Source organism: Agromyces humi, assembly GCF_009720255.1.
GTDB lineage: Bacteria > Actinomycetota > Actinomycetes > Actinomycetales > Microbacteriaceae > Agromyces > Agromyces humi.
The window spans coordinates 1-24,314 of the sequence record NZ_WJSP02000023.1 but is presented as its reverse complement, the minus strand read 5'-3'; the positions used below and the strand labels follow the sequence as shown (position 1 = coordinate 24,314).

The 24,314-nt window shown below is 70.1% G+C and carries 21 protein-coding genes and 3 pseudogenes; 16 read left to right on the top strand and 8 right to left on the bottom strand.

Annotation, left to right across the window (positions count from 1 at the left end):
• The 9 genes from GH736_RS04385 to GH736_RS04345 form a co-directional block, all read left to right on the top strand.
• Positions 1-843: sugar transferase (locus GH736_RS04385; protein WP_159600627.1), on the top strand; the 843-nt coding region annotated here is incomplete at its 5' end.
• The gene (locus GH736_RS04380; RefSeq protein ID WP_159600625.1) at positions 843-1,331 is read left to right on the top strand and encodes an adenylyltransferase/cytidyltransferase family protein; all 489 of its coding nucleotides are present in this window, start codon (positions 843-845) and stop codon (positions 1,329-1,331) included. The genes GH736_RS04385 and GH736_RS04380, both read left to right, overlap by 1 nt.
• Positions 1,332-1,335: 4 nt before the next feature.
• A complete protein-coding gene (gene gmd, locus GH736_RS04375) occupies positions 1,336-2,454 on the top strand; it encodes a GDP-mannose 4,6-dehydratase (RefSeq protein WP_159600623.1) in 1,119 nt (372 codons plus the stop codon).
• 2 nt (positions 2,455-2,456) lie between these two features.
• Positions 2,457-3,455, top strand: coding sequence for a GDP-L-fucose synthase family protein (locus GH736_RS04370; protein ID WP_159600621.1), 999 nt, complete (start codon positions 2,457-2,459; stop codon positions 3,453-3,455).
• Positions 3,452-4,138, top strand: coding sequence for a hypothetical protein (locus GH736_RS04365; RefSeq protein WP_159600619.1), 687 nt, complete (start codon positions 3,452-3,454; stop codon positions 4,136-4,138). Before GH736_RS04370 ends, GH736_RS04365 begins: the two co-directional genes overlap by 4 nt.
• A 14-nt stretch (positions 4,139-4,152) precedes the next feature.
• Positions 4,153-7,836 (top strand): fibrinogen-like YCDxxxxGGGW domain-containing protein, encoded by a 3,684-nt coding sequence (locus GH736_RS04360; protein WP_159600617.1) that lies wholly within the window; start codon positions 4,153-4,155, stop codon positions 7,834-7,836.
• A gap of 21 nt (positions 7,837-7,857) precedes the next feature.
• The gene (locus GH736_RS04355; protein WP_159600615.1) at positions 7,858-8,589 is read left to right on the top strand and encodes a CDP-alcohol phosphatidyltransferase family protein; all 732 of its coding nucleotides are present in this window, start codon (positions 7,858-7,860) and stop codon (positions 8,587-8,589) included.
• The gene (locus tag GH736_RS04350) at positions 8,586-9,956 is read left to right on the top strand and encodes an O-antigen ligase domain-containing protein (protein ID WP_159600613.1); all 1,371 of its coding nucleotides are present in this window, start codon (positions 8,586-8,588) and stop codon (positions 9,954-9,956) included. Before GH736_RS04355 ends, GH736_RS04350 begins: the two co-directional genes overlap by 4 nt.
• Positions 9,946-11,454 carry a lipopolysaccharide biosynthesis protein gene (locus GH736_RS04345; RefSeq protein WP_159600611.1) on the top strand — a complete coding sequence of 503 codons (1,509 nt, stop codon included), beginning with the start codon at positions 9,946-9,948 and terminating at the stop codon, positions 11,452-11,454. The genes GH736_RS04350 and GH736_RS04345 overlap by 11 nt, the downstream gene beginning before the upstream one ends.
• Before the next feature lie 19 nt (positions 11,455-11,473).
• On the opposite strand, the gene GH736_RS04340 is transcribed toward GH736_RS04345, so the two are convergent.
• From GH736_RS04340 to GH736_RS04330, 3 genes are read right to left on the bottom strand one after another with little or no spacing between them, the layout of a single operon-like run.
• Positions 11,474-12,025, bottom strand: coding sequence for a glycosyltransferase (locus tag GH736_RS04340; RefSeq protein ID WP_159600609.1), 552 nt, complete (start codon positions 12,023-12,025; stop codon positions 11,474-11,476).
• 17 nt (positions 12,026-12,042) lie between these two features.
• Positions 12,043-12,492, bottom strand: coding sequence for a glycosyltransferase family 28 protein (locus GH736_RS04335; RefSeq protein WP_159600607.1), 450 nt, complete (start codon positions 12,490-12,492; stop codon positions 12,043-12,045).
• A gap of 1 nt (position 12,493) precedes the next feature.
• Positions 12,494-13,408: a glycosyltransferase family 2 protein gene (locus GH736_RS04330; RefSeq protein ID WP_159600605.1), complete on the bottom strand. Its 915-nt coding sequence runs from the start codon at positions 13,406-13,408 to the stop codon at positions 12,494-12,496.
• 108 nt (positions 13,409-13,516) lie between these two features.
• On the opposite strand from GH736_RS04330, the gene GH736_RS04325 reads away from it, so the two are divergent.
• Both GH736_RS04325 and GH736_RS04320 read left to right on the top strand, forming a co-directional pair.
• Positions 13,517-14,629: a Gfo/Idh/MocA family protein gene (locus GH736_RS04325; protein ID WP_159600603.1), complete on the top strand. Its 1,113-nt coding sequence runs from the start codon at positions 13,517-13,519 to the stop codon at positions 14,627-14,629.
• The gene (locus GH736_RS04320) at positions 14,626-15,507 is read left to right on the top strand and encodes a hypothetical protein (RefSeq protein ID WP_159600601.1); all 882 of its coding nucleotides are present in this window, start codon (positions 14,626-14,628) and stop codon (positions 15,505-15,507) included. The genes GH736_RS04325 and GH736_RS04320 overlap by 4 nt, the downstream gene beginning before the upstream one ends.
• 10 nt (positions 15,508-15,517) lie before the next feature.
• On the opposite strand, the gene GH736_RS04315 is transcribed toward GH736_RS04320, so the two are convergent.
• Positions 15,518-16,375: a Wzz/FepE/Etk N-terminal domain-containing protein gene (locus GH736_RS04315; RefSeq protein WP_159600599.1), complete on the bottom strand. Its 858-nt coding sequence runs from the start codon at positions 16,373-16,375 to the stop codon at positions 15,518-15,520.
• 182 nt (positions 16,376-16,557) lie between these two features.
• Here GH736_RS04315 and GH736_RS04310 point away from each other — a divergent pair, with 182 nt between their 5' ends.
• A complete protein-coding gene (locus tag GH736_RS04310) occupies positions 16,558-18,114 on the top strand; it encodes a glycoside hydrolase family 16 protein (protein ID WP_159600597.1) in 1,557 nt (518 codons plus the stop codon).
• Positions 18,115-18,210: 96 nt separating this feature from the next.
• A complete protein-coding gene (locus GH736_RS04305; protein ID WP_159600595.1) occupies positions 18,211-19,554 on the top strand; it encodes a phenylacetate--CoA ligase family protein in 1,344 nt (447 codons plus the stop codon).
• A 10-nt stretch (positions 19,555-19,564) separates the two neighbouring features.
• Here the strand turns inward: GH736_RS04305 and GH736_RS04300 are convergent, their stop codons facing one another.
• The 4 genes and pseudogenes from GH736_RS04300 to pip all read right to left on the bottom strand — a co-directional run.
• Positions 19,565-20,434 carry an alpha-1,2-fucosyltransferase gene (locus GH736_RS04300; protein ID WP_159600593.1) on the bottom strand — a complete coding sequence of 290 codons (870 nt, stop codon included), beginning with the start codon at positions 20,432-20,434 and terminating at the stop codon, positions 19,565-19,567.
• Between the two features lie 71 nt (positions 20,435-20,505).
• On the bottom strand, positions 20,506-21,267 hold the full coding sequence (locus tag GH736_RS04295; RefSeq protein ID WP_159600591.1) for an alpha/beta hydrolase: 762 nt from the start codon (positions 21,265-21,267) through the stop codon (positions 20,506-20,508).
• 38 nt (positions 21,268-21,305) lie between these two features.
• Positions 21,306-22,184: a KPN_02809 family neutral zinc metallopeptidase gene (gene ypfJ, locus GH736_RS04290; RefSeq protein ID WP_159600589.1), complete on the bottom strand. Its 879-nt coding sequence runs from the start codon at positions 22,182-22,184 to the stop codon at positions 21,306-21,308.
• A gap of 276 nt (positions 22,185-22,460) precedes the next feature.
• Positions 22,461-23,417: pseudogene (pip, locus tag GH736_RS04285) on the bottom strand (prolyl aminopeptidase); the annotation flags it as partial.
• A gap of 127 nt (positions 23,418-23,544) precedes the next feature.
• Here pip and GH736_RS04280 point away from each other — a divergent pair.
• The 3 genes and pseudogenes from GH736_RS04280 to GH736_RS24445 form a co-directional block, all read left to right on the top strand.
• Entirely contained in the window at positions 23,545-24,039 is a 495-nt protein-coding gene (locus GH736_RS04280) for a DUF427 domain-containing protein (protein WP_159600585.1), read from the top strand.
• 31 nt (positions 24,040-24,070) lie between these two features.
• A pseudogene (locus tag GH736_RS04275) lies at positions 24,071-24,190 on the top strand (malate dehydrogenase); the annotation flags it as partial.
• Between the two features lie 10 nt (positions 24,191-24,200).
• Positions 24,201-24,314, top strand: a pseudogene (locus tag GH736_RS24445) (6-phosphogluconolactonase); the annotation flags it as partial.

Here is a 24,314-nt window from a genome sequence, read left to right as displayed (position 1 = left end):
GTCGTCGCGGGCACCGCCGGCGCCGCCGCCGCCGCGGCGGCCCACCATGCCGACGCCGTCATCGTCACCGGGCAGTACGGCGACGGGGGCGACGCGATCCGGCAACTGAGCTGGGACCTCGAGGGCACCGCGACCGAACTGGTGCTGTCGTCGCGGCTCACCGACGTCGCAGGGCCGCGGGTCCACTTCCGGCCCGTCGAGGGCCTGCCGCTCCTCCACGTCGAAATCCCGACGTTCGCGGGGTGGCGTCACGTCGTGAAGCGCACCTTCGACATCGCGTTCTCGGGCACGGCCCTCCTGCTGCTCGCGCCCCTCATGCTCGTCATCGCGCTGCTGGTGCGGCTCGACAGCCCCGGCCCGGTCCTGTTCCGGCAGACCCGGTGCGGCCGGGACGGCCAGACGTTCGAGATGCTGAAGTTCCGCTCCATGGTGCCGACCGCCGAACGGGACCTCGAAGGACTGCTCGACCAGAACGATGGCTCGGGCGTGCTCTTCAAGCTCCGCAACGATCCTCGCGTCACCCGCATCGGCCGGAAGCTGCGCTCGCACTCGCTCGACGAGCTGCCCCAGTTCTGGAACATCCTCGTCGGCGACATGAGCGTCGTCGGTCCGCGGCCGCCCCTCGTCTCCGAGGCGGAGTGCTACGAGAAGAAGGTGAAGCGCCGGCTCATGATCAAGCCGGGCCTCACGGGCCTCTGGCAGATCAGCGGGCGCTCCGACCTGAGCTGGGAGGAGAGCGTCCGGCTCGACCTCTACTACGTCGAGAACTGGTCGCTCCTGGGTGACCTCATGATCGTGTGGCGCACGGTGAAGACGGTGCTTCGCCCGAAGGGGGCGTACTGATGACCGACCTCGACCAGTCCGTCCGGCGACCCGAGGGGGCGCGCATCGGCTATGCCGGCGGCGCCTTCGACCTCTTCCACATCGGCCACCTCAACATCCTGAAGCACGCGCGCAGTGCCTGCGACTACCTCGTGGCGGGCATCGTCGCCGACGAGGCCCTCGTGGCCACCCGAGGTCACGGCCCCATCGTGCCGCTCAGCGAGCGGCTGGAGATCGTCCGCCACATCACCTTCGTCGACGAGGTGTACCCCGAAACCGCGATCGACAAGCTCGAGACGTGGAACGAGGTCCGGTTCGACATCTACTTCAAGGGCGACGACTGGAAGGGCACGCCACGTGGTCGCGAACTGGAGCGTGCATTCGCGAGGGTCGGCGTCGAAGTCGTGTACTTCCCCTACACGGTGACGACCTCGAGCTCGATCCTCCGGCAGGCACTGTCCGCACTCGAGGCACCCGACGCTCCCGAGCGCACCGAGAGCGAGGGCTGACGCCATGGCCAAGCGCGCACTCATCACGGGCATCACCGGCCAGGACGGCTCGTACCTCGCGGAGTTCCTCCTCGACCGGGGCTACGAGGTGCACGGCATCAAGCGCCGGTCCTCCCAGTTCAACACGCAGCGGATCGACCACATCTACCAGGACCCGCACGCCGAGGACGCGCAGCTGTTCCTGCACTACGGCGACCTCACCGACGCGTCGAACATCACCAGGATCGTGCGGGACGTCGAGCCCGACGAGATCTACAACCTCGGCGCGCAATCGCACGTCGCCGTCAGCTTCGAGGAGCCCGAGTACACGGCCGACGTCAACGCCCTCGGCACCCTCCGGCTGCTGGAGGCGGTTCGGCTCCTCCACATGGACGACGTGCGGTTCTACCAGGCCTCCACCTCCGAGCTGTTCGGGAAGGTGCAGGAGGTGCCCCAGCGGGAGTCGACCCCGTTCTACCCTCGGTCGCCGTATGCCGCGTCGAAGCTCTTCGCCTACTGGATCACGGTGAACTACCGCGAGTCCTACGGCATGTACGCCTGCAACGGCGTGCTCTTCAACCACGAGTCGCCGCGGCGCGGGGAGACGTTCGTGACGCGCAAGGTGACCCGCGGCATCGCGAACATCGCCCAGGGCCTCGAGCGCTGCCTGTACCTCGGCAACCTCGACTCCCGGCGCGACTGGGGGCACGCGCGCGACTACGTGCGCCTGCAGTGGATGATGCTGCAGCGCGAGGAACCCAAGGACTTCGTCATCGCGACGGGGATCCAGCACTCGGTCCGCCAGTTCGTGCGATGGGCCGCCGAGGAGGTCGGGGTCACCCTGCGCTTCGAGGGCTCCGGACTCGGCGAGGTCGGCGTCGTCGACGAGGTGATCGGCGACGACGCACCGGGCGTGGCGCCCGGCGACGTCATCGTGCGGGTGGATCCCCGGTACTTCCGGCCCGCCGAGGTGGAGACCCTGCTCGGCGATGCGACGAAGGCGAACCTCGAGCTGGGCTGGATGCCCGAGATCGGCGTCCGCGACCTCTGCGCCGAGATGGTCGCCGCCGATCTCGACGTCGCCAAGCAGACCGCGCTGCTGAAGTCGCTCGGCTACCACACGCTGGTCACGGCGGAGGGATGAGCATGCATCCCACCGACCTCCGAATCTTCGTCGCCGGACACCGTGGCATGGTGGGCTCGGCGATCGAGCGGCGCCTCCGCTCACTGGGCTACGCGGAGATCGTCACGCGCACGCGCGCCGAACTCGACCTCACCGACCAGGCCCAGGTCCAGCGGTTCTTCGCGGACGAGCACATCGACCAGGTGGTCCTGGCCGCGGCGAAGGTGGGCGGCATCTACGCCAACAGCATGCTCCCCGCCGACTTCCTCTACGAGAACCTGATGATCGAGGCCAACGTGATCTGGGCGGCGCACGCCCACGACGTCGATCGGCTCCTCTTCCTCGGCTCCTCGTGCATCTACCCGAAGTTCGCCACCCAGCCGATGGTCGAGGAGGCGCTGCTCACCGGTCCGCTCGAGCCGACGAACGAGGCCTACGCGGTCGCGAAGATCGCCGGGATCACCCTCTGCGCCAGCCTCCGGACGCAGTTCGGCCGCGACTACCGGGCCATCATGCCGACGAACCTCTACGGCCCGGGCGACAACTACCACCCCACGCGGAGCCACGTCATCCCCGGGCTCATCCGCCGGTTCCACGAGGCCCGTGAGACGGGCGCTCCCGAAGTCGTCATCTGGGGCACCGGTGAGCCGCGGCGGGAGTTCCTGCACGTGGACGATCTCGCCCGCGCGAGCGTGCACGTCATGGAACGCCCTCGATCGGAGTTCGACGAGGTGCTCGGCGGAACGCTCGCGCACCTCAACGTCGGCACGGGCGTCGACCTCACGATCCGCGAACTCGCCGGCCTCGTCGCCGACGCGGTCGGGTTCGAGGGTCGACTGGAGTTCGATCCGACGATGCCCGACGGCACGCCGCGCAAGCTGCTCGACGTCTCGCGCGTGACGGCCCTCGGATGGAACGCGACGATCTCACTCGAGGACGGCCTCCGCTCGACCGTCGACGACTTCCGCCTCCGGCACGCGGCCCTCACCGAGGCCGTCGACTCCCTTGGGAGGACGCCATGACCGCACCCCGTCCCGAAGACGACGTCCGCCCCGAGGACGACGTCCGCCCCGAGGATGAACAGCCTCGTCGCGCGCGCTGGATCATCGGCGCGGCCCTGGTCGCGGGCGGGGCGGTGATCGCCGGGGCGATCGCCCTCTCCGCGAACCTGACCCAGCCGACGGTCGACACCTCCGCCGAGTCGACCGTGGAACCCACGGAGGAACCGCCGCCCCCACTCTCCGTCACGACGCCCGAGCCGGCCCCCCTCGGCGACGAGGAGACCGCGACGGTCGCAGCCACCGTGGCGGTCGAGGACCTCGTGGCCGCGAGCAACGAGATCCTGCAGCGCGCCGACGGCGGCACCGAGGGCATCGACGTGATCGCCACGGGCTTCGTCCAGGGCGAGCTGGAAGCACTCGCCGTCGAGCGGAAGCAACTCGGCTACACGCAGGTCGGCGCGGCCGAGGTCACCAGCGTCGCCGTCCGGTCCATCGACCTCACGTCCGCCCCTCCGACCGCGCTCCTCGAAGTCTGCCTCGACACGAGCGGACTCGACGTCCTCGACAGCGCCGGCAAGTCCGTCGGCGATCAGCTCTACCAGCCGGGCCACCCCGTGCTGAACCTCTACGGCGCCGTCTTCACGGACGGTCTCTGGAGGATCTCGACCCACGAGATCCCCGATGGCGCCTCATGTCCCGAATGAGCAAGGAAGCCATGATGACGAACCACACCTCGCCCCGAACCCGATTCGGCGCTCGCACGTCGATCGGCCTCATGGCCGCCGCAGCGATGGCGGCATCCCTGCTGATGTTCACCGGAACGCCTTCGTCGCCCGCGGCGGCGGCCGAGCCGACGCCCGACGGGCGGAGTGAGCGCACGGCGGCCGGCTCGTGCTGGGAGGTGAAGCAGAACGTTCCCGCCTCGCCCGACGGCGTGTACTGGCTGCTCACGCCCGCGCTGAAGGCTCCCGAGCAGTTCTACTGCGACATGACCACCAGCGGTGGTGGATGGGTCCTCGTCGGTCGAGGCCGAGAGGGCTGGAAGAACTACTACCACGGCCTGCGCACACCCGATGTCCTCCGCAACACCGTGACGGGGCCCGACGCGTTCACGGTGGCGCAGCTCCCGTCGCAGATGATCGACGGCCTGCTGAACAACGGCAAGGTGAGCGCCCTCCCCGACGGCATCCGGCTCCGTCGCGCGACCAACACGACCGGTACGACGTGGCAGGAGGCGCGGTTCACGATGCCCAAGCGAGACCGCTGGGTGTGGACGTTCCGCGGTGAGCACCCCGTCGGCACCTATCAATTCGACGGAGTCGCGGGCTCGGGTGGCACGACCGCCAACTTCGGCAGCAACTCGCAGTTCCGCCGCGTCGATCAGGGCATCAGCGCGGCGCAGGGTTGGGTCGGCGGATTCTCGTACGGCTCCCAGGTGCTCGGCCAGAACGCCGCGACCTCCTATCTGTACTCCGCGACGAACGGGCTCGGCGGCGCACGACCGTTCACGCAGGTCTACCTTCGCCCGCAGCTGCGGATCGCGCAGATGGACTTCGGCACGATCCCCGACGGGGGCGCGCCGGCGCAGACACTGCGAGCGCAGCCCGACAGCGATGCACTCCGCACCGTCTGGGGCGTCACCGGTCAGGCGAACGGCGTCGACGGTGAGCTCAACACCGAGGTGGCCGCGTTCGGCCAGGTCGGGAACACCGTGTATGTCGGCGGAAACTTCCGCTACGTGCAGAAGTCGGCCGCCTCGACCGGCACCAGCAAGGTCGAGCGTCCCTACCTGGCGGCGTTCGACGTGAACAGCGGTGAGTTCAAGCCGGCGTTCGTGCCGCAGCTGAACAACCAGGTGAAGGCGATCGTCGGGCTGCCTGACGGGCGCCTGGCGGTCGGCGGCCAGTTCACCACCGTCAACGGGCAGCCGCACTCCGGATTCGTGGTGCTCGACCCGGCCACCGGCCAGACGGCTCCCGGGTGGCAGGTCGACGTCGAGAACCGCACGGCGGGCGGAACGGTCCAGGTGCGCGGCTTCTCGCTCCAGGGGAGTTCCCTCTACCTGTCGGGGTCGTTCACGCACCTCGTCGGATCGAACGGCGTGACCTCCAGTTCCTGGAACGGCGCACGGATCAATCTCGCCGCGGGAGGTCCCGACACCCAGTGGAACCCCAACCTCAACGGCACCAGCGTCGGCGTGGAGGCGGCAGCCGACGGCACGCGGGCCTACTACTCGGGGTACTTCCGCCAGAGCGGCGCGACCCAGACGCTGAGCGACGCGGCCTTCCAGACCGCCAGCGGCGCGCCACTGGTGCAGCCCCTGTGGGTCCCGCAGTTCAGCAAGCCCGGCACGAACTTCACGGGCAACATCTGGCAGCTCGGCGTTGCCGAGGCTGCGGGCAAGGTGTACTCGGGTGGGTCCGAGCACAGCCTGTTCGGGTACGACCGCAACACGTTCACGCGAACGAGCGGGAGCATCACGAAGGCGGGCGGTGACTTCCAGGTGGTCGAGGCGAATGCCGACACCGTCTTCGCAGGGTGCCACTGCGGTGACTTCACGTACGAGAACGCCTTCACGTGGTCGGATGTCGGCACGAACTGGACGCAGGGCGACAGCATCAACCTGTTCGGCGGGTGGGATGCCGCCACTGGCAAGTACCTCCAGGACTTCAACCCGATCACCCAGGCCCGCCGAGGATTCGGCGTATGGGCCCTCTTCCAGGATTCCACCGGCACGCTGTGGGCGGGCGGCGACCTGCTGTACTCCACCCGCGCCGGGCAGGTGAACCAGTGGGCGGCGGGCTTCACGAGGTTCGCTCCGCGTGACGCGGCCGCGCCGTCGGCACCGACGGCGACGGTGACCCCGACGGATGCCGCGAGCGCATTGCTGTCCTGGAGCGCCTCGACCGACAACCGCGGCGTCGCCAAGTACGAGGTGATCCGTGGGAACAAGGTCGTCGCGTCCACGAGCGCCCGTGAGCTGTCCGTTCCCGTGGAGAGCACGCCGGTCAAGTACTTCGTGCGTGCCGTCGACGCGGCGGGCAACCGCTCTGCGACGTCGTCCGTCGCGATGGTGAACCCGCCGAGCGCGACCGACCTCACCTTCGCCTCCACGGGTGATTCGTGGCGCTGGCGCTACGACTCCACGGCGTGGGCGGCCAACTGGCGCGACATCGGCTACAACGACGGATCGTGGTCCACGGGAGCATCGTTCCTCGGATTCGGGTCCTCGACGATCGCGACCGATATCTCCGTCGGAGCGCCGAGCCCGCGCCCGCTGAGCGCGCAGTTCCGCAAGGCCTTCACGGTGAGCGACCCTGCGACGGTGATCGACGGCGTCGTGTCCGTCGTCGCCGACGACGGCGTGGTCGTGTCCGTGAACGGCGTCGAGATCGGACGGGCCAACATGCCGTCCGGCACGGTCGGCCAGAACACGTTCGCCAGCGCGGCGCCTCGAACCACGGCCGCGGCCTCCAGCCGCGTCCAGTTCACGGTGCCGAGCGGGCTCCTCGTCAGCGGGACCAACGTGATCGCCGCATCGACGCACCTCAACTACCGCACCTCGCCCGACCTCAGCTTCGACCTGCGGTTCACGGCGAAGCGCGGCACGCCTGCGCCGTTGGCGGCGCCGACGGTGGCGGCGACCGCGACCAGCTTCTCGACGGTGGACGTCTCGTGGACGCATCCGTCGCCGGGGAGCGTCACCGAGTACGCGGTCCGGCGCGATGGCGTCGAGGTGGCACGCGTTCCGGGGTCGACGATGAGCTTCGCCGACAGCGGCCTCGCGGCCTCGACCACCTATCAGTACAGCGTGGTCGCCATCGCGGGCGCCTCGACGTCGCCGGCCGGCACCGCGCAGGTGACCACGCCCGCAGAGCCGGTCGACCCGAACGTGACGCTGGTGCCGAAGACGGCGAACTGGCGCTGGTCCTACGACGCCAGCACCTGGCAGCCGGATTGGCAGCAGCCGGCGTTCGACGACTCCTCGTGGGTGGTCGGCCCTGCCCCGCTGGGATTCAACTCGACGGGCCTCGGCACTGACATCTCGGTCGGGGCGCCCTCGCCCCGTCCGCTGGGCGCGCGGTTCCGACACGCGTTCACCGTCAGCGACCCGGGCGCCCTCGACACGGTCACCGTGCGGTTCGTGGCGAACGACGGCGCGATCGTCTACCTCAACGGCACCGAGATCGGCCGTGCGAACCTGCCGGCCGGCACCATCACCCAGTCGACGTTCGCGACCGCTGCACCACGGACGACGACGGCCGTGGCGAACCAGGTCGAGCTGGCGGTGCCCACCAGCCTGCTCGTCGCCGGGACGAACGTGCTCAGCGCGTCCACCCACCTCAATTACCGCACGTCGCCCGACATGAGCTTCGAGCTCGTGCTGTCGGCGACCCGCTGAGACTGGCACCGGGACCCCCAAGTGACCAGCACGAGCGAACGGCGGAACTACCGGGACGCGGTCGCCCGGCTCGCGGCGGCGCAGAAACCGGGCGCAGGTGTCCCCGCCTACCTCCGCTGGGTCAACCGGGGTCTCGGGCGCCGTGCAGCCGCGGTGGCCTACGTCCTGCGACTCTCCCCGAACCAGGTGACGCTCCTGAGCGGCATCCTGTCCGTGGCTGGCATGCTGGTGCTCGCACTCGCGCCGCCGTCCCCTGCGGCGGCCGTCGGCGCGTCGTTGCTCCTCCTCGGCGGGTATGCGCTCGACTCGGCCGACGGCCAGCTGGCCCGGCTCACGGGATCCGGCTCCCTGGCGGGTGAGTGGCTCGATCACGTCGTCGACGCGGCGCGGCTGCCGTTGTTCCACGTCGCCGTCCTCGTCTTCCTCGTGCGAGCCGGTGAGCCGTTGGTGTTCGTGTCGACGGCCGCTGCGTTCGCCCTGCTGTCGTCGGTGTGGTTTTTCGCGCAGACACTCGCTGAGAAACTGACGCCGGGCGGTGAGGTGCCACGAGCGGATGCCCCGGTCTGGCTCTCCTTCGCGAAGCTGCCGTACGACGTCGGGGTGACGTACCTCATCGTCGCGACGTCCGCCTGGATGCCGGTCTTCCTCACCGCGTACGTGGCGCTGTTCCTCTTCACCGCGGGGGTGGCCGCGCTTTCACTGGTGCGGAAGTACCGGGCGCTCGGCGCCGGAGTCCGGGCTCCGGTCGCGTGACGGTCACCGTCGGCACCTCGGGGCGAGCGGCGGCGGCCGACGCCGGCATCGGCGCAGCAGCGCGGGCGGGCGCGCACGCCGCCGTGAGAACCCCACCGGAGACGCGGCGCGAGCTGCCTGCATGGCCCATCCTCGTCCTGCTCTGGGGGCTGCCGGCATGGTGGGCGTTCGGCCTGCTTCCCTTCTACCTGCTGATCGCGTCCGTGCCGATGCTCGCCTACCTCATCCATCGCGGGCGCATCGAGCTCGTCCCGGGCACCATCCCCTGGCTCGCCTTCGTCGTCTGGATGCTGCCGTGCGCGCTCATGCTCGACTCCGTGGGCCGGGTGCTGGGGTTCGGCATGCGCTTCGCCCAGTTCGCCGGGGTCGCCATCGCGCTCGTCTACCTGATCAACGCCCGGTCGAGCCTGACGGCGCGGCGCGTGCTCGCGGGCCTGACCTTCACGTGGTTCTTCATCATCCTGGCCGGATACCTCGGCATCCTGTGGCCCGACGGGTCCCTGACGTTCACGGTCGGGCGCATCCTGCCTGGTGGGATCCTCGACAACGAGTACGTCCGCGACCTGGTGTTCCCGAAGTTCTCCGAGGTGCAGGACCCATGGGGAGCCGACGAACCGTTCGTGCGCCCGTCCGCTCCATTCGCCTACACGAACGGCTGGGGCGCCGCGCTCGTGATCCTCACGCCCACGGCGGTGGCCTGGGCGCTCGAGCGCGGCACGGCACGTGCCCTGCTCCTCGTGCTCTTCGGTGCCGCCCTCGCTGTGCCGCCGGCCGTGGCCTCGAGCAATCGCGGCCTGTTCATCGGCGTCGCCGTGGGCCTCGCGTACGTCGTCATCCGGCTTCTCCTGCGAGGCAAGTGGCTCGCGTTCCTCTGGGTGTGCGTCCTCAGCTCGGGCGTGATGTTCCTGCTCTCCATCTCGGGCGCACTCGAGGCGATCATCGAGCGGCAGGAGGTCGTCGACACGACGCAAGGGCGCAGCCTGCTCTACGAGGAGACGTTCGCCCGCACCCTGGAGTCGCCGATCCTCGGATTCGGCGCACCCCGCCCCTCCCTGACGAGCGAGATCACCATCGGCACCCAGGGCGCCCTCTGGAACACCATGTTCTGCTTCGGCTTCGTGGGTCTCCTTCTCTTCGCCTGGTTCCTCCTCGGCGGCATCGCCCGCACGTGGTCGGCCCCCAACACGGTGACGCTCTGGATGCACGCCGCCGTGATCAGCGGCACCGTGGTCAGCGCGTTCTACGGACTCGACCGGCACCTGCTCAGCATCTGCCTCATCCTGGGCCTGCTGCTCAGGGAGCGGTACACGCCCGGGTCGAAGCTCTGGGTCCGCCAGCTCGACCATGGGCGACCGCATGCGCGATGAACGCCTTGCGCGCAGCGGCCTGCTCAGCCTCATCGGATCGGCGGCATCCGCGCTTTCGGCGCTCGTCATCGCCGTCATCATCGGCAACGCGCTCGGCGCCTACGGCACCGGACTCTTCTTCCAGGCGGTCGGCTTCTTCACGATCGCGAGCCAGGTGCTCCGGCTCGGGACCAACAGCAGCCTGGTACGGACGATCTCCGAGCACCAGGCGTTCGACCGCCGCGGCGAGACGTGGCGCGTCCTCCTCATCGCCGTCGTCCCCGTCGCGTTCCTCGGCATCCTCGCCGGCGCGCTCGTGTGGGTGTTCTCGGAGCCACTCGCGAATTGGCTCGCCTCGCCGGGCGAGAGCGCACGGCTGCGGCCCTTCCTGGAGTTGATGGCGCCGTTCATCAGCGTGGGGGCGCTACTGGCCGTGCTCCAGATCGCGTCCCGCATGGTCAACGGCATCTCGGCGTACACCTTCGTCCATACGATCGTCTATCCGACAGTGCGGCTCGTCGCCGTGAGCGTTGTCGTGTACGCGGCCGGCACCGCGTTCGCCGCGTTCGGCGCCTGGCTCGCGGTCATCCCGCTGTGGGTGCTCGTGAGCGTCGGGCTGCTCGTGTCGCCCCTGCGGCAGGACTGGCGACGGCGGTCCGAGGCGGTGGAGCCGCTCGGCGACGCGGGTCGCAGGTTCTGGCGCTTCAGCGCGACGAGGGCCGTCGGCGGCTCGCTCGAGATCCTCCTCGAATGGACGGACGTGCTCATCGTCGCGGCCATCGCCTCGCCGGCCGAGGCGGGCATCTACGCGGTCGTCACCCGCACGGTGCGGGCAGGTCAGGTCGTCGACCGGGCGATGCGCCTCGCGGTGAGCCCGCGCATCTCGCGCCACCTGGCGAAGGGGGAGCTCGCGGAGACCCGGGAGTTGCACACGACCGTGACCCGCGCGATGGTCCTCGTCAGCTGGCCCTACTACCTGACGCTCGCCATCATGGGGCCGTCGGTGCTCCTGCTGTTCGGCACCGAGTTCGAGGACGGCGCCGTGCCATTGCTCATCCTGAGCCTCACCATGCTCGTGACGTCCAGCGCGGGCATGCTCCAGAGCATCATCCTGCAAGGCGGCAGGAGTTCCTGGCAGGTGCTCAACAAGTCGATCGTGCTGGCCACCAGCGTCGCGCTCAACCTCGCCCTCGTGCCGCTAATGGGCATCGTCGGCGCCGCGATCACCTGGGCTGTCGTCGGCCTCACCGATACGTGCATCGCCGCGTGGCAGGTGCACCGCCGGATGGGCGTGTGGTTGCGACCGCGTCCGCTGCTCCCCGCGATGCTCACCGCGGCCGCGGCCTTCGGGGTGGGCATGGGCATCGTGCGCCTGACCCTCGGCACCTCGCCCGGCGCACTGGTCGTCGGCCTCGCCGCCGTCGGCCTGGTGTACGCCGGCGCCCTCTGGTTGCTCCGCGGCCGGCTGGGCATCGTCGCCCTCTGGAAGGAGTTCCCAGTCCTCGGTCGCTTCGCCTGATGGGGCGGACTCAGCGCCCTCAGCGTACTCGGCGACCGAAGAGGATGCCGCGGGCCGTGCGCCCCAGTCGGGCGATCCGCACCCGCAGCGGGAGTCGCTCGGGGAGCGTTCCGAGCACGGATGCCGCAGCCACCACCCCTGGCGTCGGCTCGGACCGCGGCGCCGACGTGGCGATGCTGCCGTCGAGCATCCCGTCGAGGCACGACCAGAGCTGCTCGCGCGTGATCGCCCGGTGCACCGTGCCGAGCCGCTCAGCCCGTTCGGTGAAGATGAGCTGGTGCTCGTCGACCACCTCGTCGTCGACCGGGACCCGGGGCACCACGATCGGGACGCGGCCGATGGCCCGCATGTCCATGACACCGCCGGCACCGCCCTGCAGCACGATGGCGTCGGCGGACCGGCACCGCTCGAGCAGTTCGCTGTACGGGAGCACGTCGTGGTTCTCGGCGCCCTGCAGCGGCCGGCTGGGGCCGTGCTGCATGAGCACGTGCACCTCGGGGTGCTCGGCGACCCACGGCGCCATCCAGTCGACGAGCCGCTGGAACGGCAGGTGGTAGCTCCCCGCGCTCACGACCACTGTCCTGGCGCTCACAGCACCACCCCGATGTCGCGGGCGTCGGGATACACCGACTGCAGTGACGCCCACTGCACGAGGAAGGCGTCGGAGAACGGGTAGACGAGTCGGCCGCTCAGCGACGGCGTGGTGATGCGGTCGACCGGCTCGAGGAACGCGGTGCGGGCGCCGTAGTGGTGCGCCTGCGTGAAGAAGGGCAGTGCGATCGCTGCCCCGGTGCTGAACACGAGATCGGGCCGCACCTCGCGGAGCACGCCGCGCGCGAGGCGGAAATTGCGAAGGAGGTTCGGGAGGTTGCGCACGGTCGGGTAGTGCGCCTCCACGACGTGCTCGCCGACGAGTCGCGACCGGGCGTCCTCGGTGGGCAGGGTCACCCATGACCGCTCGTGCTGCGACCACCAATCCCGGAGGGCGAGCGCCTGGGTCAGGTGACCTCCCGACGAGCAGACGATGAGCACGCGCATCTCAGATGCCCTTCCCGAACCGCTGGACGATCCGGGTCACCTGCTCGGTGGTGAGCACGCGGGCGGCGATGAGCATGGCGAGTGCGGCCTTGACCTGCGTCGGTGAATGGACGAGTGAACGCCTCGCCCATCGGAGCCCCTCCTCCCTCTGGCCGGCCGAGACCCGCGCGAAGGCGATCTGCGATTCGATCCGCCCCACCGCCCTGCGGTGATCGGCGAAGTCGGGATGCTTCGCGAGCAGGTACTCCAGCGCGTCCGCGTAGTCCTTCCAGCGCCCGAAGAAGTACGACTGGCCCTGCCAGGTCACGGAGACGAACGGCTCGTCGACGACGACGACCTCGCCGAGCGCGGTCGCTCGGAGGAGGAGGTCGTAGTCTTCCCCGTAGCTGCGGGGCAGGGCCTCGTCGATGAGGCCCAGGTCGCCCAGGAGCGCGGACCGGCGCACCACGAAGCTGCTCGAGTGCAGGCCGGGAAGCCGGTCGTGCAACAGCATCGTGTGGTCGACGAGGGTCGAGCCGACGCGCCGTTCGTGCGTCCGCTCGCCGTCGTCGACGATCATCGCCGTGCCCACGAGCACGGCTGCAGGGTGACGCTCGAATGCCTCGGCCTGCACGGTGAGCTTGCCCGGCAGCCAGGCGTCATCGTCGTCGAGGAACGCCACGAGCTCATGGGAGGCCCCCGTGATGCCGGTGTTCCGCGCACCGGCCAGGCCGCGGACTCGCTCGTTCACCACGCCCTGGAGGGTGCGCCCCGCCGGGATGTCCACCTCGGGCAGCACCGGGTCGCACGCATCGAAGACGACGATGACCTCGATCGGCGCGTCATATTCCTGCGCGAGAATACTTTCGACCGCCCGCCGCATCATCTCGGGACGATTGTGGGTGGGCACGACAGCAGTGATCGGGGGCGAGCTCATGCCACCTCCCTGCCACTCGTTGAAGGGGTGCCTGCATCCTATCGGCGGGATGCCCGGCGCAGATAGGATGGGGCCAGAGACATCCGTGCGCGCATCCCGGGGGGTCCAATGATCAGGATCGGGGTCGTCGGCGCCGGGAAGATGGGCATCTCGCATCTGTCGATCCTGGGCGCGCACCCCTCGGTCGAGGTCGCCGGCGTGTGCGACTCGATGGGATACCTGCTCGACGTGCTCGAGAAGTACACCGGCGTGGCCAAGTACACCGACGCGGAGCGCATGCTCGACACGGCAGACCTCGACGCGGTGCTCATCGCCACTCCGTCCGCCTCGCACGTCGACCTCGTCGGCGCGGCGCTCGATCGCGGCATCCACGTGTTCTGCGAGAAGCCGCTCTCCCTGAGCGCGGCCGACTCGATGCGGCTCGCAGCACGGGCCGCCGAACTCCGGCTGGTCACGCAGGTCGGGTATCACAACCGCTTCGTCGGCACCTTCGGAGAGGTGAAGCGACTGCTCGAGGCTGGCGCCATCGGCCGGGTGAGCCATGCGCTGGCCGAAGCCTACGGACCGGTCGTGCTCCGCCCCAAGGGAGAGACCTGGCGCAGCCGGCGTACGGCCGGCGGAGGCGCGCTCTACGACTATGCGGCGCATCCCCTCGACCTGCTCGGCTGGTACCTCGGCGAGCCGGTGTCAGTGACCGGCGCCGTGCTCGGTCGTGTGTTCTCGGCAGAGACCGACGACGAGGTCTACGGCACGCTCGGCTACGCCGACGGCGCGAACGCCCAGCTCTCGGTGGACTGGTCCGACGAGTCGTATCGCAAGATGACGACCCGCATCACCCTGTGGGGCGATCACGGCAAGATCCTCGCCGACCGCCAGGAGATCCAGGTGTTCCTCCGCGACACCGCGACGGTGCCCGATGGGTACCGGCACGGTTGGACGGTCGCCAACACCACGGCGCTGACCCGACCGGTGGACTTCTACCTGCGCGGCGAGGAGTACAGCGCCCAGCTCGACCACTTCGTGCACGCGGTCGAACGCGCGAAGCGCGGCGAGACCTGGGATGCGGTCAACGACTTCGCGAGTGCGGCGGTGACCGACGTGGTCATCGAGCGCTTCCTGCATCCCGACGACGCGATCGCGAGGGCCGACGAGCCGTCGCCGCGCGGCTGGCGGGCTGGCAGGGCGGCGCGGGCGGCGCGCAGGTCGGAGCGGCACGCATGAAGCTCGATCGGCTCCTCTTCGGCGACAACCAGTTCTTCGGCGTGAACCACATGTCAGAGGAGAAGGCCCGACAGAGCGCGATGCGGTTCCAGGACACGGGAGCGATCATCGACGTGATCGACAGTGCGTACGCGGCCGGCGTGCGGTCCTTCATGTGCACGACGCACGACCGCATCGCCGAGGTCGCAGAGCACGTCAGAACACATCCAGACCGGTATGACGGCTTCACGTTCCTGCCGTGCATGCCGTACGCGCACAAGTACGCCAATGCGGTGACCGAACACGGCATGCTGGGTGCGCTCCGCCACTTCCTCCCCGACGAGGGCTACCTCAACGCGGCGATGCGCGGCGGGCGGGCGTTCGCCGGAAAGGACGTCGATGGCCTGGTGACGCTCCTCGTGGACTCCGAGATGAAGATGTTCCGGGGGCTCCCGACGCCGGTCGTGTTCCTGCAGAACGTCGTCGTCGACCTCCTGCTCGGGCTGCGCTTCGACGCGGCGTTCTCGATCTTCGCCGACCACGTCCGTTCGCGATACGGCGCGGAGCCGGGGTTCATCACGATGAACCTGCCGCTCGCACTCGACACCCTCGAGCGAGCAGGGGTCGAGAACCCCATCGTCTGCTCGAACATGAACAAGCTGGCGTTCCGCGTGTCGGGCGGCACGGCCGCCTACGACGAGGTGCTGGCGACGCGTCGATTCCGGCCGATCGCGATGTCGGTCTTCGCGTCGGGCGCGATCCCGGCGCGCGAGGCGCTCGAGTGGGTGCGCGCGCGGCCGCAGATCGAGTCGATCGTGTTCGGGGCGTCGTCGCGACAGCACATCGAGGCGACCGTCGACCTCGTCCAGGAGCTGTGGGGCGAGACGATCGCGCGCTGAGCGCGACCCGTCAGGAGGAGGAACGCACGGCCGATGGTGAAACGTCGCGGGGGTCGGCGCTCGTCGAGGTTCCGACGTCGATCGTGGCGGCCACGTCGCCTCTCGGCGGCGTCGGAGTCGCGACCCGCTCGGGCGCGACGTCGCGCGCCGCTCGCGTGCCACGGCGGGCCACCCGGTCCCTGATCAGGGCCGCGAAGGCGCCGAGGAAGAGACCCAGGAAGAACCCGGCGGCGACGAAGACGTAGAGCTTCGGCTTGTCGGTGTCGGTCGGTTCGACGGCGGGATCGATGAGCGAGCCGGCGTCGAACGACGTGGCGATGAGCACGGCGCGCTGGTCCTGCAGTGCTTGCACCTGGCTCTCGAGCGAGATCCGCCTGGGATCTTCGGGGGCGAGCGCCGCGGCCTGCGCGGCGAGTTCGTCGGCGGTCGAGCTCAGCGTCGCGGAGGCGTCGGTGATGCGCTGCTGAACGGCAGCGGTGCGCTGCTCGAGGTACGCCTCCGCGATGGCGTTCGCCTGCTCGGCCGCGGCCGCCGCGGTCGGCGCGGTGACGATGAACTCGAGCACCTGGGAGCCGCGTGGCACATTGACCTGGAGCGCGCTGCGGAGCTCGGCGACCGACACGTCGTCGAGGTTCTCGGCGGCGATGGAGAGCACTTCGGTCGAGCGCGCGACGAGTCGCTGCGTCTCCATGTTGACGTCCTGGGTCTGCTCGCCGATGGTGATGGACTCGACGGTGACCGAGGCGGTGGCCGTGTACCGGTCGGGCCACAGGAGCCCCAGCGCAAGCCCGAGGAGCGTCATCAGGATCGTCACTCCGACCAGCCAGCGCCAGCGTCGCGCGATGCTGTGAAAGACGTCGTCGAGCATGCGGCTCCCTCGCCATATGGATGAGCCATCCTAACGCGGTCCCGCCGCCGAAGCGGTGGAGGCTCTCCGCAAGCGCTCCCACCATTTTCCCGACGGATTCTCAGTTTGGTTTGGCGATCGAGAACCGTGGCCCTACAGTGGGCGACTGATCGTGACCAAGTCGAGATGTTAGGTTTTCCATTTTGCCCAAGGCCAAGCCCCCGCTGACCAGACCGAACAAGACCCCCAATCGCAGATCCCTCACGCGCATCGCCATCGGCGGCGCCGTCGTCGCCGCGCTGTCCATCAGCACGATGGGTGCCGCGGCAATGACGACCGACGTCACCGCGTCGGCCGCTGATTCCCAGGCCACCGTCCTCCCCTTCGCGAGTTCCGGCTGGTCGTACTATCGAGGTGCTGCCGATCCCGGCTCCTCCTGGACCGGCGGCTCCACGTCGTGGGCGACCGGCACGGCGCCGTTCGGCTTCGGCCTGAACGCCGGCCAGCTCGGCACGCAGCTGCAGCAGGGCAGTCCTGCGCCGCTGGCGAGCTACTTCTCGCACGGCTTCTCGCTCGCCGCGGTGCCCGCTTCGGGCCTCACGCTGCAGACGTGGGCCGACGACGGCGTCGCCGTCTACGTCAACGGCGTGGAGGCGGTTCGCCGCAACCTGCCTACCGGAGCTATCGGCCCGGGCACGTACGCGACCGCGGCGCCGCAGAGCTCCACGGCGCGCGCCGACCTGGTCACCGTCCAGGTTCCCGCATCGTCACTCCGCGTCGGCGCGAACGTCGTCGCCGCCGAGGTGCATTCGAACTGGCGGGCGACGCACAACTCGAGCTTCGATGCCGCTCTCACCTACACGGTCCCGTCCGAGGCGGACACGCCGGCGGTCCCGGGCACCGGCACGGGCACCGAGAGCGGCGAGGTCGCCGGATGGGGCGCTCCCACCTGGCGCGATGAGTTCACCTACAAGAACTCCAGCGGCAACCCCGCCATCGACCCGACGAAGTGGAACGTGCGCGACCGATCCGACCTCGGTCTCCTGCAGGACGCCGCTGAGCCGGAGTCCAGCCAGGTGTCCGTCGACTCCGCCGGCATCGCCCACCTGAAGGCCGACTGGCTCGACCAGCCGTTCAGCCGACCGGCCGGCCAGGCCGGCGTGCCGACCATCACCCACAAGACCGGGTACATGGACCAGCGCAAGCTGCAGTCCGACGACATGTCGTACTCGCAGCAGTACGGTCGCTGGGAGATCCGCGCCAAGACGCCGACCGGGCCGAAGACCTTCGGGTCGCTGGCCGCGTTCTGGCTCCGCAACAGCCAGAGCGGCGAGATCGACATCATGGAGGCCTGGGGCTACAACGAGCAGGCCGCCCCCGGCGGTCAGCGCATCGACACCGCGACGACCACCGTGCACACGCAGACGTCGGGCTCGGGCAACCAGAAGTACTACTGGACCCACGCCGACTTCGGCGCCGCCACTCCCGTGTGGGATGACTTCCACACGTACGCGTTCGAGTTCACGCCCACGTACGCGGCGATCATCGTCGATGGCAAGCAGCTCACCCGGGTGACGCCGGCCACGCACCCGAACCTGTGGAACCCGTCGTTCTTCGGTTCGCCCCTGCACGTGCGACTGAACCTGCACGTCGGCCCGTCGGCGACGTACTGGGGTCTGCCCGACCCGAACAACAAGTCGTGGACGCAGCCGCTGGACTACCAGGTGGACTACGTCCGGATCTGGAAGTACCAGGGCTGACGACCCCCTGAGCGACCGATCGGCCGGTGAGCACCCTGTGTGCTCACCGGCCGATTGCTAGGATCAGGCATCCCGGGCGCGATGGAGGGAAACCGCATGTCGGGCGCATTCGCACGAGGCGTGTTCGAGTTCAAGGCGAAGATCGCGCAGCGGCCCGACCGCGCCCACGCCCGTGAGATGCGGCAGGCGGAGCGACTCCCGGCCGAGGTCCTCGCCGCCCGTGCCTCGAGACGCGCGATCGAGCTGGCGGGGCACGCCTACCGCACGTCCGCCTTCTACCGCGAGCACTTCGGGCAGGCCGGGTTCACCGAGCGCGACTTCGAGAATGCCGCGAACTTCGCGCACCTGCCGATCCTCGAGAAGGACCAGCTGCGCGAGGCCGGCGACGCGCTCCGTTCCTCCACCGCGCCGGCGAAGCTGCTGCGCTCGACCACCGGCGGCAGCACGGGTCGGCCGCTCGTCGTCTGGCAGGACCCTCGTACACCCGCTGCGTCGCTCTGGTGGCGGGCAGATCGTTGGTGGGGCGTGCATCCCGCCGACGACTCGGCCTCCATCTACCGCCGCTCGCGCACGGCGCTGCAGGAAGCGCTCCACCGGCTCGAGTGGTGGCCCACCCGGCAGATCCTGCTTGACGCGCGAGCCATGGACGACGGCTCCATGCGCACCTTCGCCGAGCTGTGGCAGCGGGTCCGGCCCGCGCTCCTCACCGGCTACGTCGACGGGCTCCACGAATTCGCGCAGTTCATCACGCGAGCCGGCATCGAACTGGCTCCTCCGCGTGCCATCGCCTCGACGGCGTCCGTGCTGACCCCGTCGAAGCGCGCGTTCATCGAGTCCCGCTTCGCCGCTCCGGTGTACGACTGCTACCGCAGTGCCGAGGTCCCGTGGATCGCCGCCCAGTGCGCCGAGCGAGGCCCCCTCCACGTGTTCGGCGATGTCCGGGTCGTCGAGGTGCTGGACCACGGCGGAGCGGCCGCCCCCGAGGGCGTCGAGGGCGATGTCGTGCTCACCGATCTCCTCAACCCCGCCTTCCCGATCATTCGATATCGCATCGGCGATCGTTCGGCGACACGATCCGGGCCGTGCGCGTGCGGCAGGTCACTCCCCCGCATCGACCCGATCCAGGGCCGGATCGTCGATGTGCTGCGGACGCCCGACGGCACCATGGTGACGGGCGGGCTGAGCACCCTCTTCAACGATCGCCCCACGGCGGTCACCCAGTTCCAACTGCACCAGCACGCCGACTATGCCGTCACCCTCCGCTACGTCCCGGGCGACTCCGGTCAGGTCGCGGCGGCTGCGGCGACGGAGGTCGCCGAGCGGGTGCGCCGGATGCTGCGCGGCCACGTCGAGGTGCGCGTCGAACCCGTGGACCGCATCGAGCACCTCGGCGGCAAGGCCAGGCTCGTCACGAGCGACCTCGCGCCCGGCGCGTCCTAGTCGGCGCGCCTCAGAGCCGCACCCAGCTCTCGGGCACGAGCTCGCTCGCGTCGCTGTGCCCGTCGGCGAACCATGCGACAGGCGCGATCACCGGATGCCCCGGGGTGCTGGCCGAGCCGAGCCATCCGCCCCACCAGCTGAAGCTGCTGTTGGCGATGATGCGCGTCGAGCAGGCGGCCATGAGCGCGATCTCGCCGCCGTCGCGCAGGATCGCGTCGGCGGGGCAGAGCCGGTCGCCGTCGCGCGCGAGGTGCTCGCGGACCCAGTCGAGGTCGTCGCTGAACCAGACGCGGTTCGCGTGCCCGAGCGCCTCGGCGTGTGCGAGCGCTGCGTCGTAGTACGCCGCGCCCAGCACGCCGTGCCGCGCGTTGGCGGCCTGGAGGTAGTCACCCCGCCGCACGTGCACCGCCACGCTGTGGGGGTCGTCGCGCAGCGTCGCGGCGAGCGTCCTTCCACGGTCGGTCAGCATGCCCTCGAGCAGCCGCCGCACCTCTGTACGCACCTGGTCGGCTGAGGCCTCGAAGTAGTGCCGGGACTGGAAGTAGCCGAGCAGGTAGCTCGTGCGGTCGAGCCGCTCGTCGACCGAGGGATCGAACCCCGACCGCCGCTGGCGGACGAGGCGCATCCGAGACCGGTCGGAGAGGATCCCCGCCTTCGCGGCGACGACGAGCGCGAGGCCCACGGGGCGGGCGAGGCGATCGGCTCGGGGCACGACCGGGCCGAGCTCGAAGGGCCGATCGCCCCCGAGGCGCGCCGTGTCGAAGACCACCCGCCGGCCTCGCGCGCCGAGATCAGTGGCGTAGGCCCACTGGAACAGCTGGTTGCCGATGCCGCCCTGCAGGCCGAGCACGATGTCACGGGAACGGATGCGCCACACCATCGGACTCCGTCCTCGTCGACGTTTCGTGGCGACAGCCTACCGACTCGCGATCCTGATCGCGGGTGGCGGCCTCACGACGACGGCTGCCCGAGGAATTCGGCGACCGCCGCGGCGATGCCGTCGCGGGTCTCCTCGTCGGACGCCGTCGCCACGCCGTCGCCCGGCTGCGGCCCGTAGTCGCCGAAGGCCGCGTGGTTCGCGCCCTCGAGCAGCACGGTCACCGTGTCGGCGGGCAGGAGCCCCGCCGACGCCTCCACCTTCGCGGGCGTGGACAGCCCGTCGTGCTCGCCGACGAGCGAGAGCACGCGCAGTTCGGTGTCCGAGAGGTCGTTCGCGCAGTAACTGCCGAACAGCACGAGCCCGACGACCTCGGGCTCGGCTGCGGCATCCGTGCCCGCCTGGGCCAGCTGGCAGGCCCGCACGCCGCCGAGCGAGTGTCCGCCCACGTACCACTCCGACACGTCGGGCGCCTCGGACGTGAACGTCGAGAGCGGTCGCTGGTCGAAGAACGCGAGGTTCAGGGTGGGCTCGGTGATCACCACGGTGGCGCCGGTCTCGGCGACGATGCCGCTGAGCTTCCAGAGGTACGCCGACGGGTCGACGCGAGCGCCGGGGATGAACACCAGACCGACGTCGCTGCCGCCATCGGCCGGCTCGATGACGAACGACGAGTCGGTGTGCCGGATGGTGATCTCTGCATCGGTCCAGGCCTTCAGCGACTCGGGGCGCTCCCCGGCGAACACCGTGTGCGCCCAGACGAGGAAGACCACCACGGCGAGCGCGAGCACCGCCACCACCCAGAGCGCGATGCGCCCGATCCGGCGGGCGATCACAGCCGCCCGCTCACAGCCGCCCGCTCACTGCCGGCCGCTCACAGCTGGGAGCCGTCGATCGAGAAGGTGTCGCAGGCGCCGGCGCCCTGCTCGTAACCCGTCTCGAACCAGTTCACCCGCTGCTCGCTCGAGCCGTGCGTGAACGAATGCGGGTTGACCTGACCCTGGGTGGCCTCCTGGATGCGGTCGTCGCCGACCGCCGCCGCCGCGTCGATGGCCTGCGCGTACTGGTCGCGCGTGATCGGCTGGAGGAACGGCACGCCGTTCTCGTCGACGGTCTGCGAGGCGGCAGCGGCCCACGATCCCGCGAAGCAGTCGGCCTGCAGCTCGGTGCGGACCGAGTTCGACGTGGGCCCGGTGTCGCCGTCCTGTGCGCGCTCGAGGATGCCGGCGAGGTTCTGGATGTGGTGCCCCCACTCGTGCGCCACGACGTACATCTCGGCGAGGGGGCCGCCCTCTGCGCCGAACTGGCTCTCGAGCTGGTCGTAGAAGCTCGTGTCGATGTAGATCGTCTGGTCGGGCGGGCAGTAGAACGGCCCGGTCGCCGACGAGGCGCTGCCGCAGCCCGTCGACGTCCCCTGGCTGAAGAGCACGATGGGCTGCGGGCTGGCGTAGTCGAGCCCCACGTTCGGCGCCTCCTCCTGCCAGTACGCGTCGAGCGACGCCGCCGCGCCCTTCATGCGGCAGTCGATGCGCTCGTTCGCATCCTGTCCGGTCTGGCACTCGGTGAGCGCGCTGTCGCTGGCGGCCGGGTCGCCGCCACCGCCGCCGACGAGTCCGGTGAGGTCGACGCCGAGGAACTGGGAGAGCACGAAGAGGGCGATCACGCCGAGGCCGCCGCCGACGGCGATGCCGGTGTTGCGGCCGCGCCGGGAGACCCTGCCGCCGCCGATGTCGGAGTTCGGGTTGAACGTCATGCTCAGAAACTACCCCGCGGGGTGTCCCGGCCCCCATTCCCGGCGTTCCTCGCCCGACGGGTTGACAACTGCGCCGGATGCCGCGTCGACCCGCCGATCGCCGCCCTGATCGTCCCCGGTCTCGCCCTCGTCGTCGTCGTCGCCGTCGTCGTCGCGATCGTCGTCATCGTCGTCGCCGTCATCGTCGTCGCCGTCATCGTCATCGTCATCGTCGTCATCGTCGTCGTCGTCGTAGCGACCGTCATCGTCGCCACCGTCGCGCGCCACGTCCTCCGGGCTCCGCCCGAACCGGTCGGTCGCCCGGATGAGCGCGTCGAGGATCCCCGGCTCGTCGAACGCGTGCCCGGCATCGCCGATCATGTGGAACTCCGCCTCGGGCCAGGCCCGGTGCAGGTCCCACGCGGTCATGGGCGGGGTGCACATGTCGTACCGGCCCTGCACGATCACCGCGGGGATGCCGGCGAGGCGCGGGGCATCGCGGATGAGCTGGCCCTCGTCCCACCAGCCGCCGTGGCGGAAGTAGTGGTTCTCGATCCGCGAGAAGGCGACGGCGTACTCGGGGTCGGTGAACCGGGCGATGGTGTCGGCCTGCGGGAGCAGCGTGATGGTCGCCCCCTCCCACTTCGCCCAGGCGATCGCGGCGGGCTCGTGCACCTCGGGGTCGGGGTCGGCCAGCAGCCGCGCGTAGGCCTCGATGAGGTGCGCCCGCTCGAGCACGGGCACCGGCGCGATGAACTCCTCCCACAGGTCGGGGAACACCGCGGAGGCGCCGCCCTCGTAGAACCAGTCGAGCTCCTGGCGACGCAGGGTGAAGATGCCGCGCAGCACGATCTCGGTGACGCGCTCGGGATGGGTCTGCGCGTACGCGAGTCCGAGTGCGCTTCCCCACGATCCGCCGAAGACCTGCCACCGCTCGATGCCGAGGTGATGACGCAGTCGCTCCATGTCGGCGACGAGGTGCCAGGTGGTGTTCGCCGAGAGGTCGGCGGCGGGCTCGGAGGCGTGGGGGATCGAGAGGCCGCAGCCGCGCTGGTCGAAGAGCACGATCCGGTACCGCTCGGGGTCGAACAGCCGGCGGTGCGCGGGGCTCGTGCCCGCGCCCGGCCCGCCGTGCAGGAAGACCACCGGCTTGCCCTCGCGGTTGCCGGACACCTCCCAGTAGATGTGCTGGCCGTCCCCCACGTCGAGCATGCCCGTCTCGAGCGGCTCGATCTCCGGATACAGGTCTCTCATGACCTCACGGTACGCGACGAGCCGATGCCGCGGTCGGATGCCGCGCCGCGCCGTTGTCCGGTTCGGGCGGCGCCGGTGACGAGCCGATCCGCTGCCCGCTCACAGGATCGAGGCCTAGCCTCCGGCAATGCGACCAGTACCGGATCCGATCCGACCGGGCCAGGAATCCGTGTGGGACTATCCGCGGCCGCCGCGCGTCGAGGGCATCGACGTCCGGGTGACGATCGACCTGGGCGGCGAACGCGTGGTGGACACCCGCGACGTCGTCCGCGTGCTCGAGACGAGTCATCCGCCGGTCTACTACCTGCCGATCGGCGCCTTCGTCCCGTTCTCGCTCACGCCGGCGCAGGGCTCGTCGTTCTGCGAGTTCAAGGGCACCGCCCGGTACCTCGACGTACGAGGCGGCGGCAGGATCGCGGAGCGAGCCGCGTGGAACTACCCGTCGCCCGAGGCGGGCTACGAGGTGCTCACCGATCGCGTCGCCGTGTACGCCGGACGAGTGGACGAGTGCACGGTCGCCGGCGAGCGGGTCACCCCGCAGCCGGGGCACTTCTACGGCGGCTGGATCACGTCGGCGATCGCCGGCCCGTTCAAGGGCGCGGCCGGATCGCTGGGCTGGTGATCGCGTCGGTGCCGCGGCGTAGGCTCGCACCATGAGCGTCAAGCCGGTCACCATCACCATCACGGGCGCCGGAGGGCAGATCGGCTACGCGCTGCTCTTCCGCATCGCATCGGGCGCCATGCTCGGCCCCGACACCCCCGTGCGCCTGCGAGGCCTACGCGGCGGAGCTCTCGCAGCACGGCGTCGACGGGCTCGATCACCCGATCTTCGACATCACGTTCCTCGGCGTCGGGCCCGACGGGCACATCGCCTCGCTGTTCCCGCATCGCTCGGGC

What these genes read in the sequence shown, in the direction of transcription:
- GH736_RS04280 (WP_159600585.1), top strand. Translation starts at nt 23,545, where the DNA reads ATGCGACCAGTACCGGATCCGATCCGACCGGGCCAGGAATCCGTGTGG.
- ypfJ (WP_159600589.1), bottom strand. Translation starts at nt 22,184, where the DNA reads ATGACGTTCAACCCGAACTCCGACATCGGCGGCGGCAGGGTCTCCCGG.
- GH736_RS04345 (WP_159600611.1), top strand. Translation starts at nt 9,946, where the DNA reads ATGCGCGATGAACGCCTTGCGCGCAGCGGCCTGCTCAGCCTCATCGGA.
- GH736_RS04305 (WP_159600595.1), top strand. Translation starts at nt 18,211, where the DNA reads ATGTCGGGCGCATTCGCACGAGGCGTGTTCGAGTTCAAGGCGAAGATC.
- GH736_RS04365 (WP_159600619.1), top strand. Translation starts at nt 3,452, where the DNA reads ATGACCGCACCCCGTCCCGAAGACGACGTCCGCCCCGAGGACGACGTC.
- GH736_RS04370 (WP_159600621.1), top strand. Translation starts at nt 2,457, where the DNA reads ATGCATCCCACCGACCTCCGAATCTTCGTCGCCGGACACCGTGGCATG.
- GH736_RS04325 (WP_159600603.1), top strand. Translation starts at nt 13,517, where the DNA reads ATGATCAGGATCGGGGTCGTCGGCGCCGGGAAGATGGGCATCTCGCAT.
- GH736_RS04315 (WP_159600599.1), bottom strand. Translation starts at nt 16,375, where the DNA reads ATGCTCGACGACGTCTTTCACAGCATCGCGCGACGCTGGCGCTGGCTG.
- GH736_RS04320 (WP_159600601.1), top strand. Translation starts at nt 14,626, where the DNA reads ATGAAGCTCGATCGGCTCCTCTTCGGCGACAACCAGTTCTTCGGCGTG.
- GH736_RS04335 (WP_159600607.1), bottom strand. Translation starts at nt 12,492, where the DNA reads ATGCGCGTGCTCATCGTCTGCTCGTCGGGAGGTCACCTGACCCAGGCG.
- GH736_RS04360 (WP_159600617.1), top strand. Translation starts at nt 4,153, where the DNA reads ATGACGAACCACACCTCGCCCCGAACCCGATTCGGCGCTCGCACGTCG.
- gmd (WP_159600623.1), top strand. Translation starts at nt 1,336, where the DNA reads ATGGCCAAGCGCGCACTCATCACGGGCATCACCGGCCAGGACGGCTCG.
- GH736_RS04380 (WP_159600625.1), top strand. Translation starts at nt 843, where the DNA reads ATGACCGACCTCGACCAGTCCGTCCGGCGACCCGAGGGGGCGCGCATC.
- GH736_RS04300 (WP_159600593.1), bottom strand. Translation starts at nt 20,434, where the DNA reads ATGGTGTGGCGCATCCGTTCCCGTGACATCGTGCTCGGCCTGCAGGGC.
- GH736_RS04330 (WP_159600605.1), bottom strand. Translation starts at nt 13,408, where the DNA reads ATGAGCTCGCCCCCGATCACTGCTGTCGTGCCCACCCACAATCGTCCC.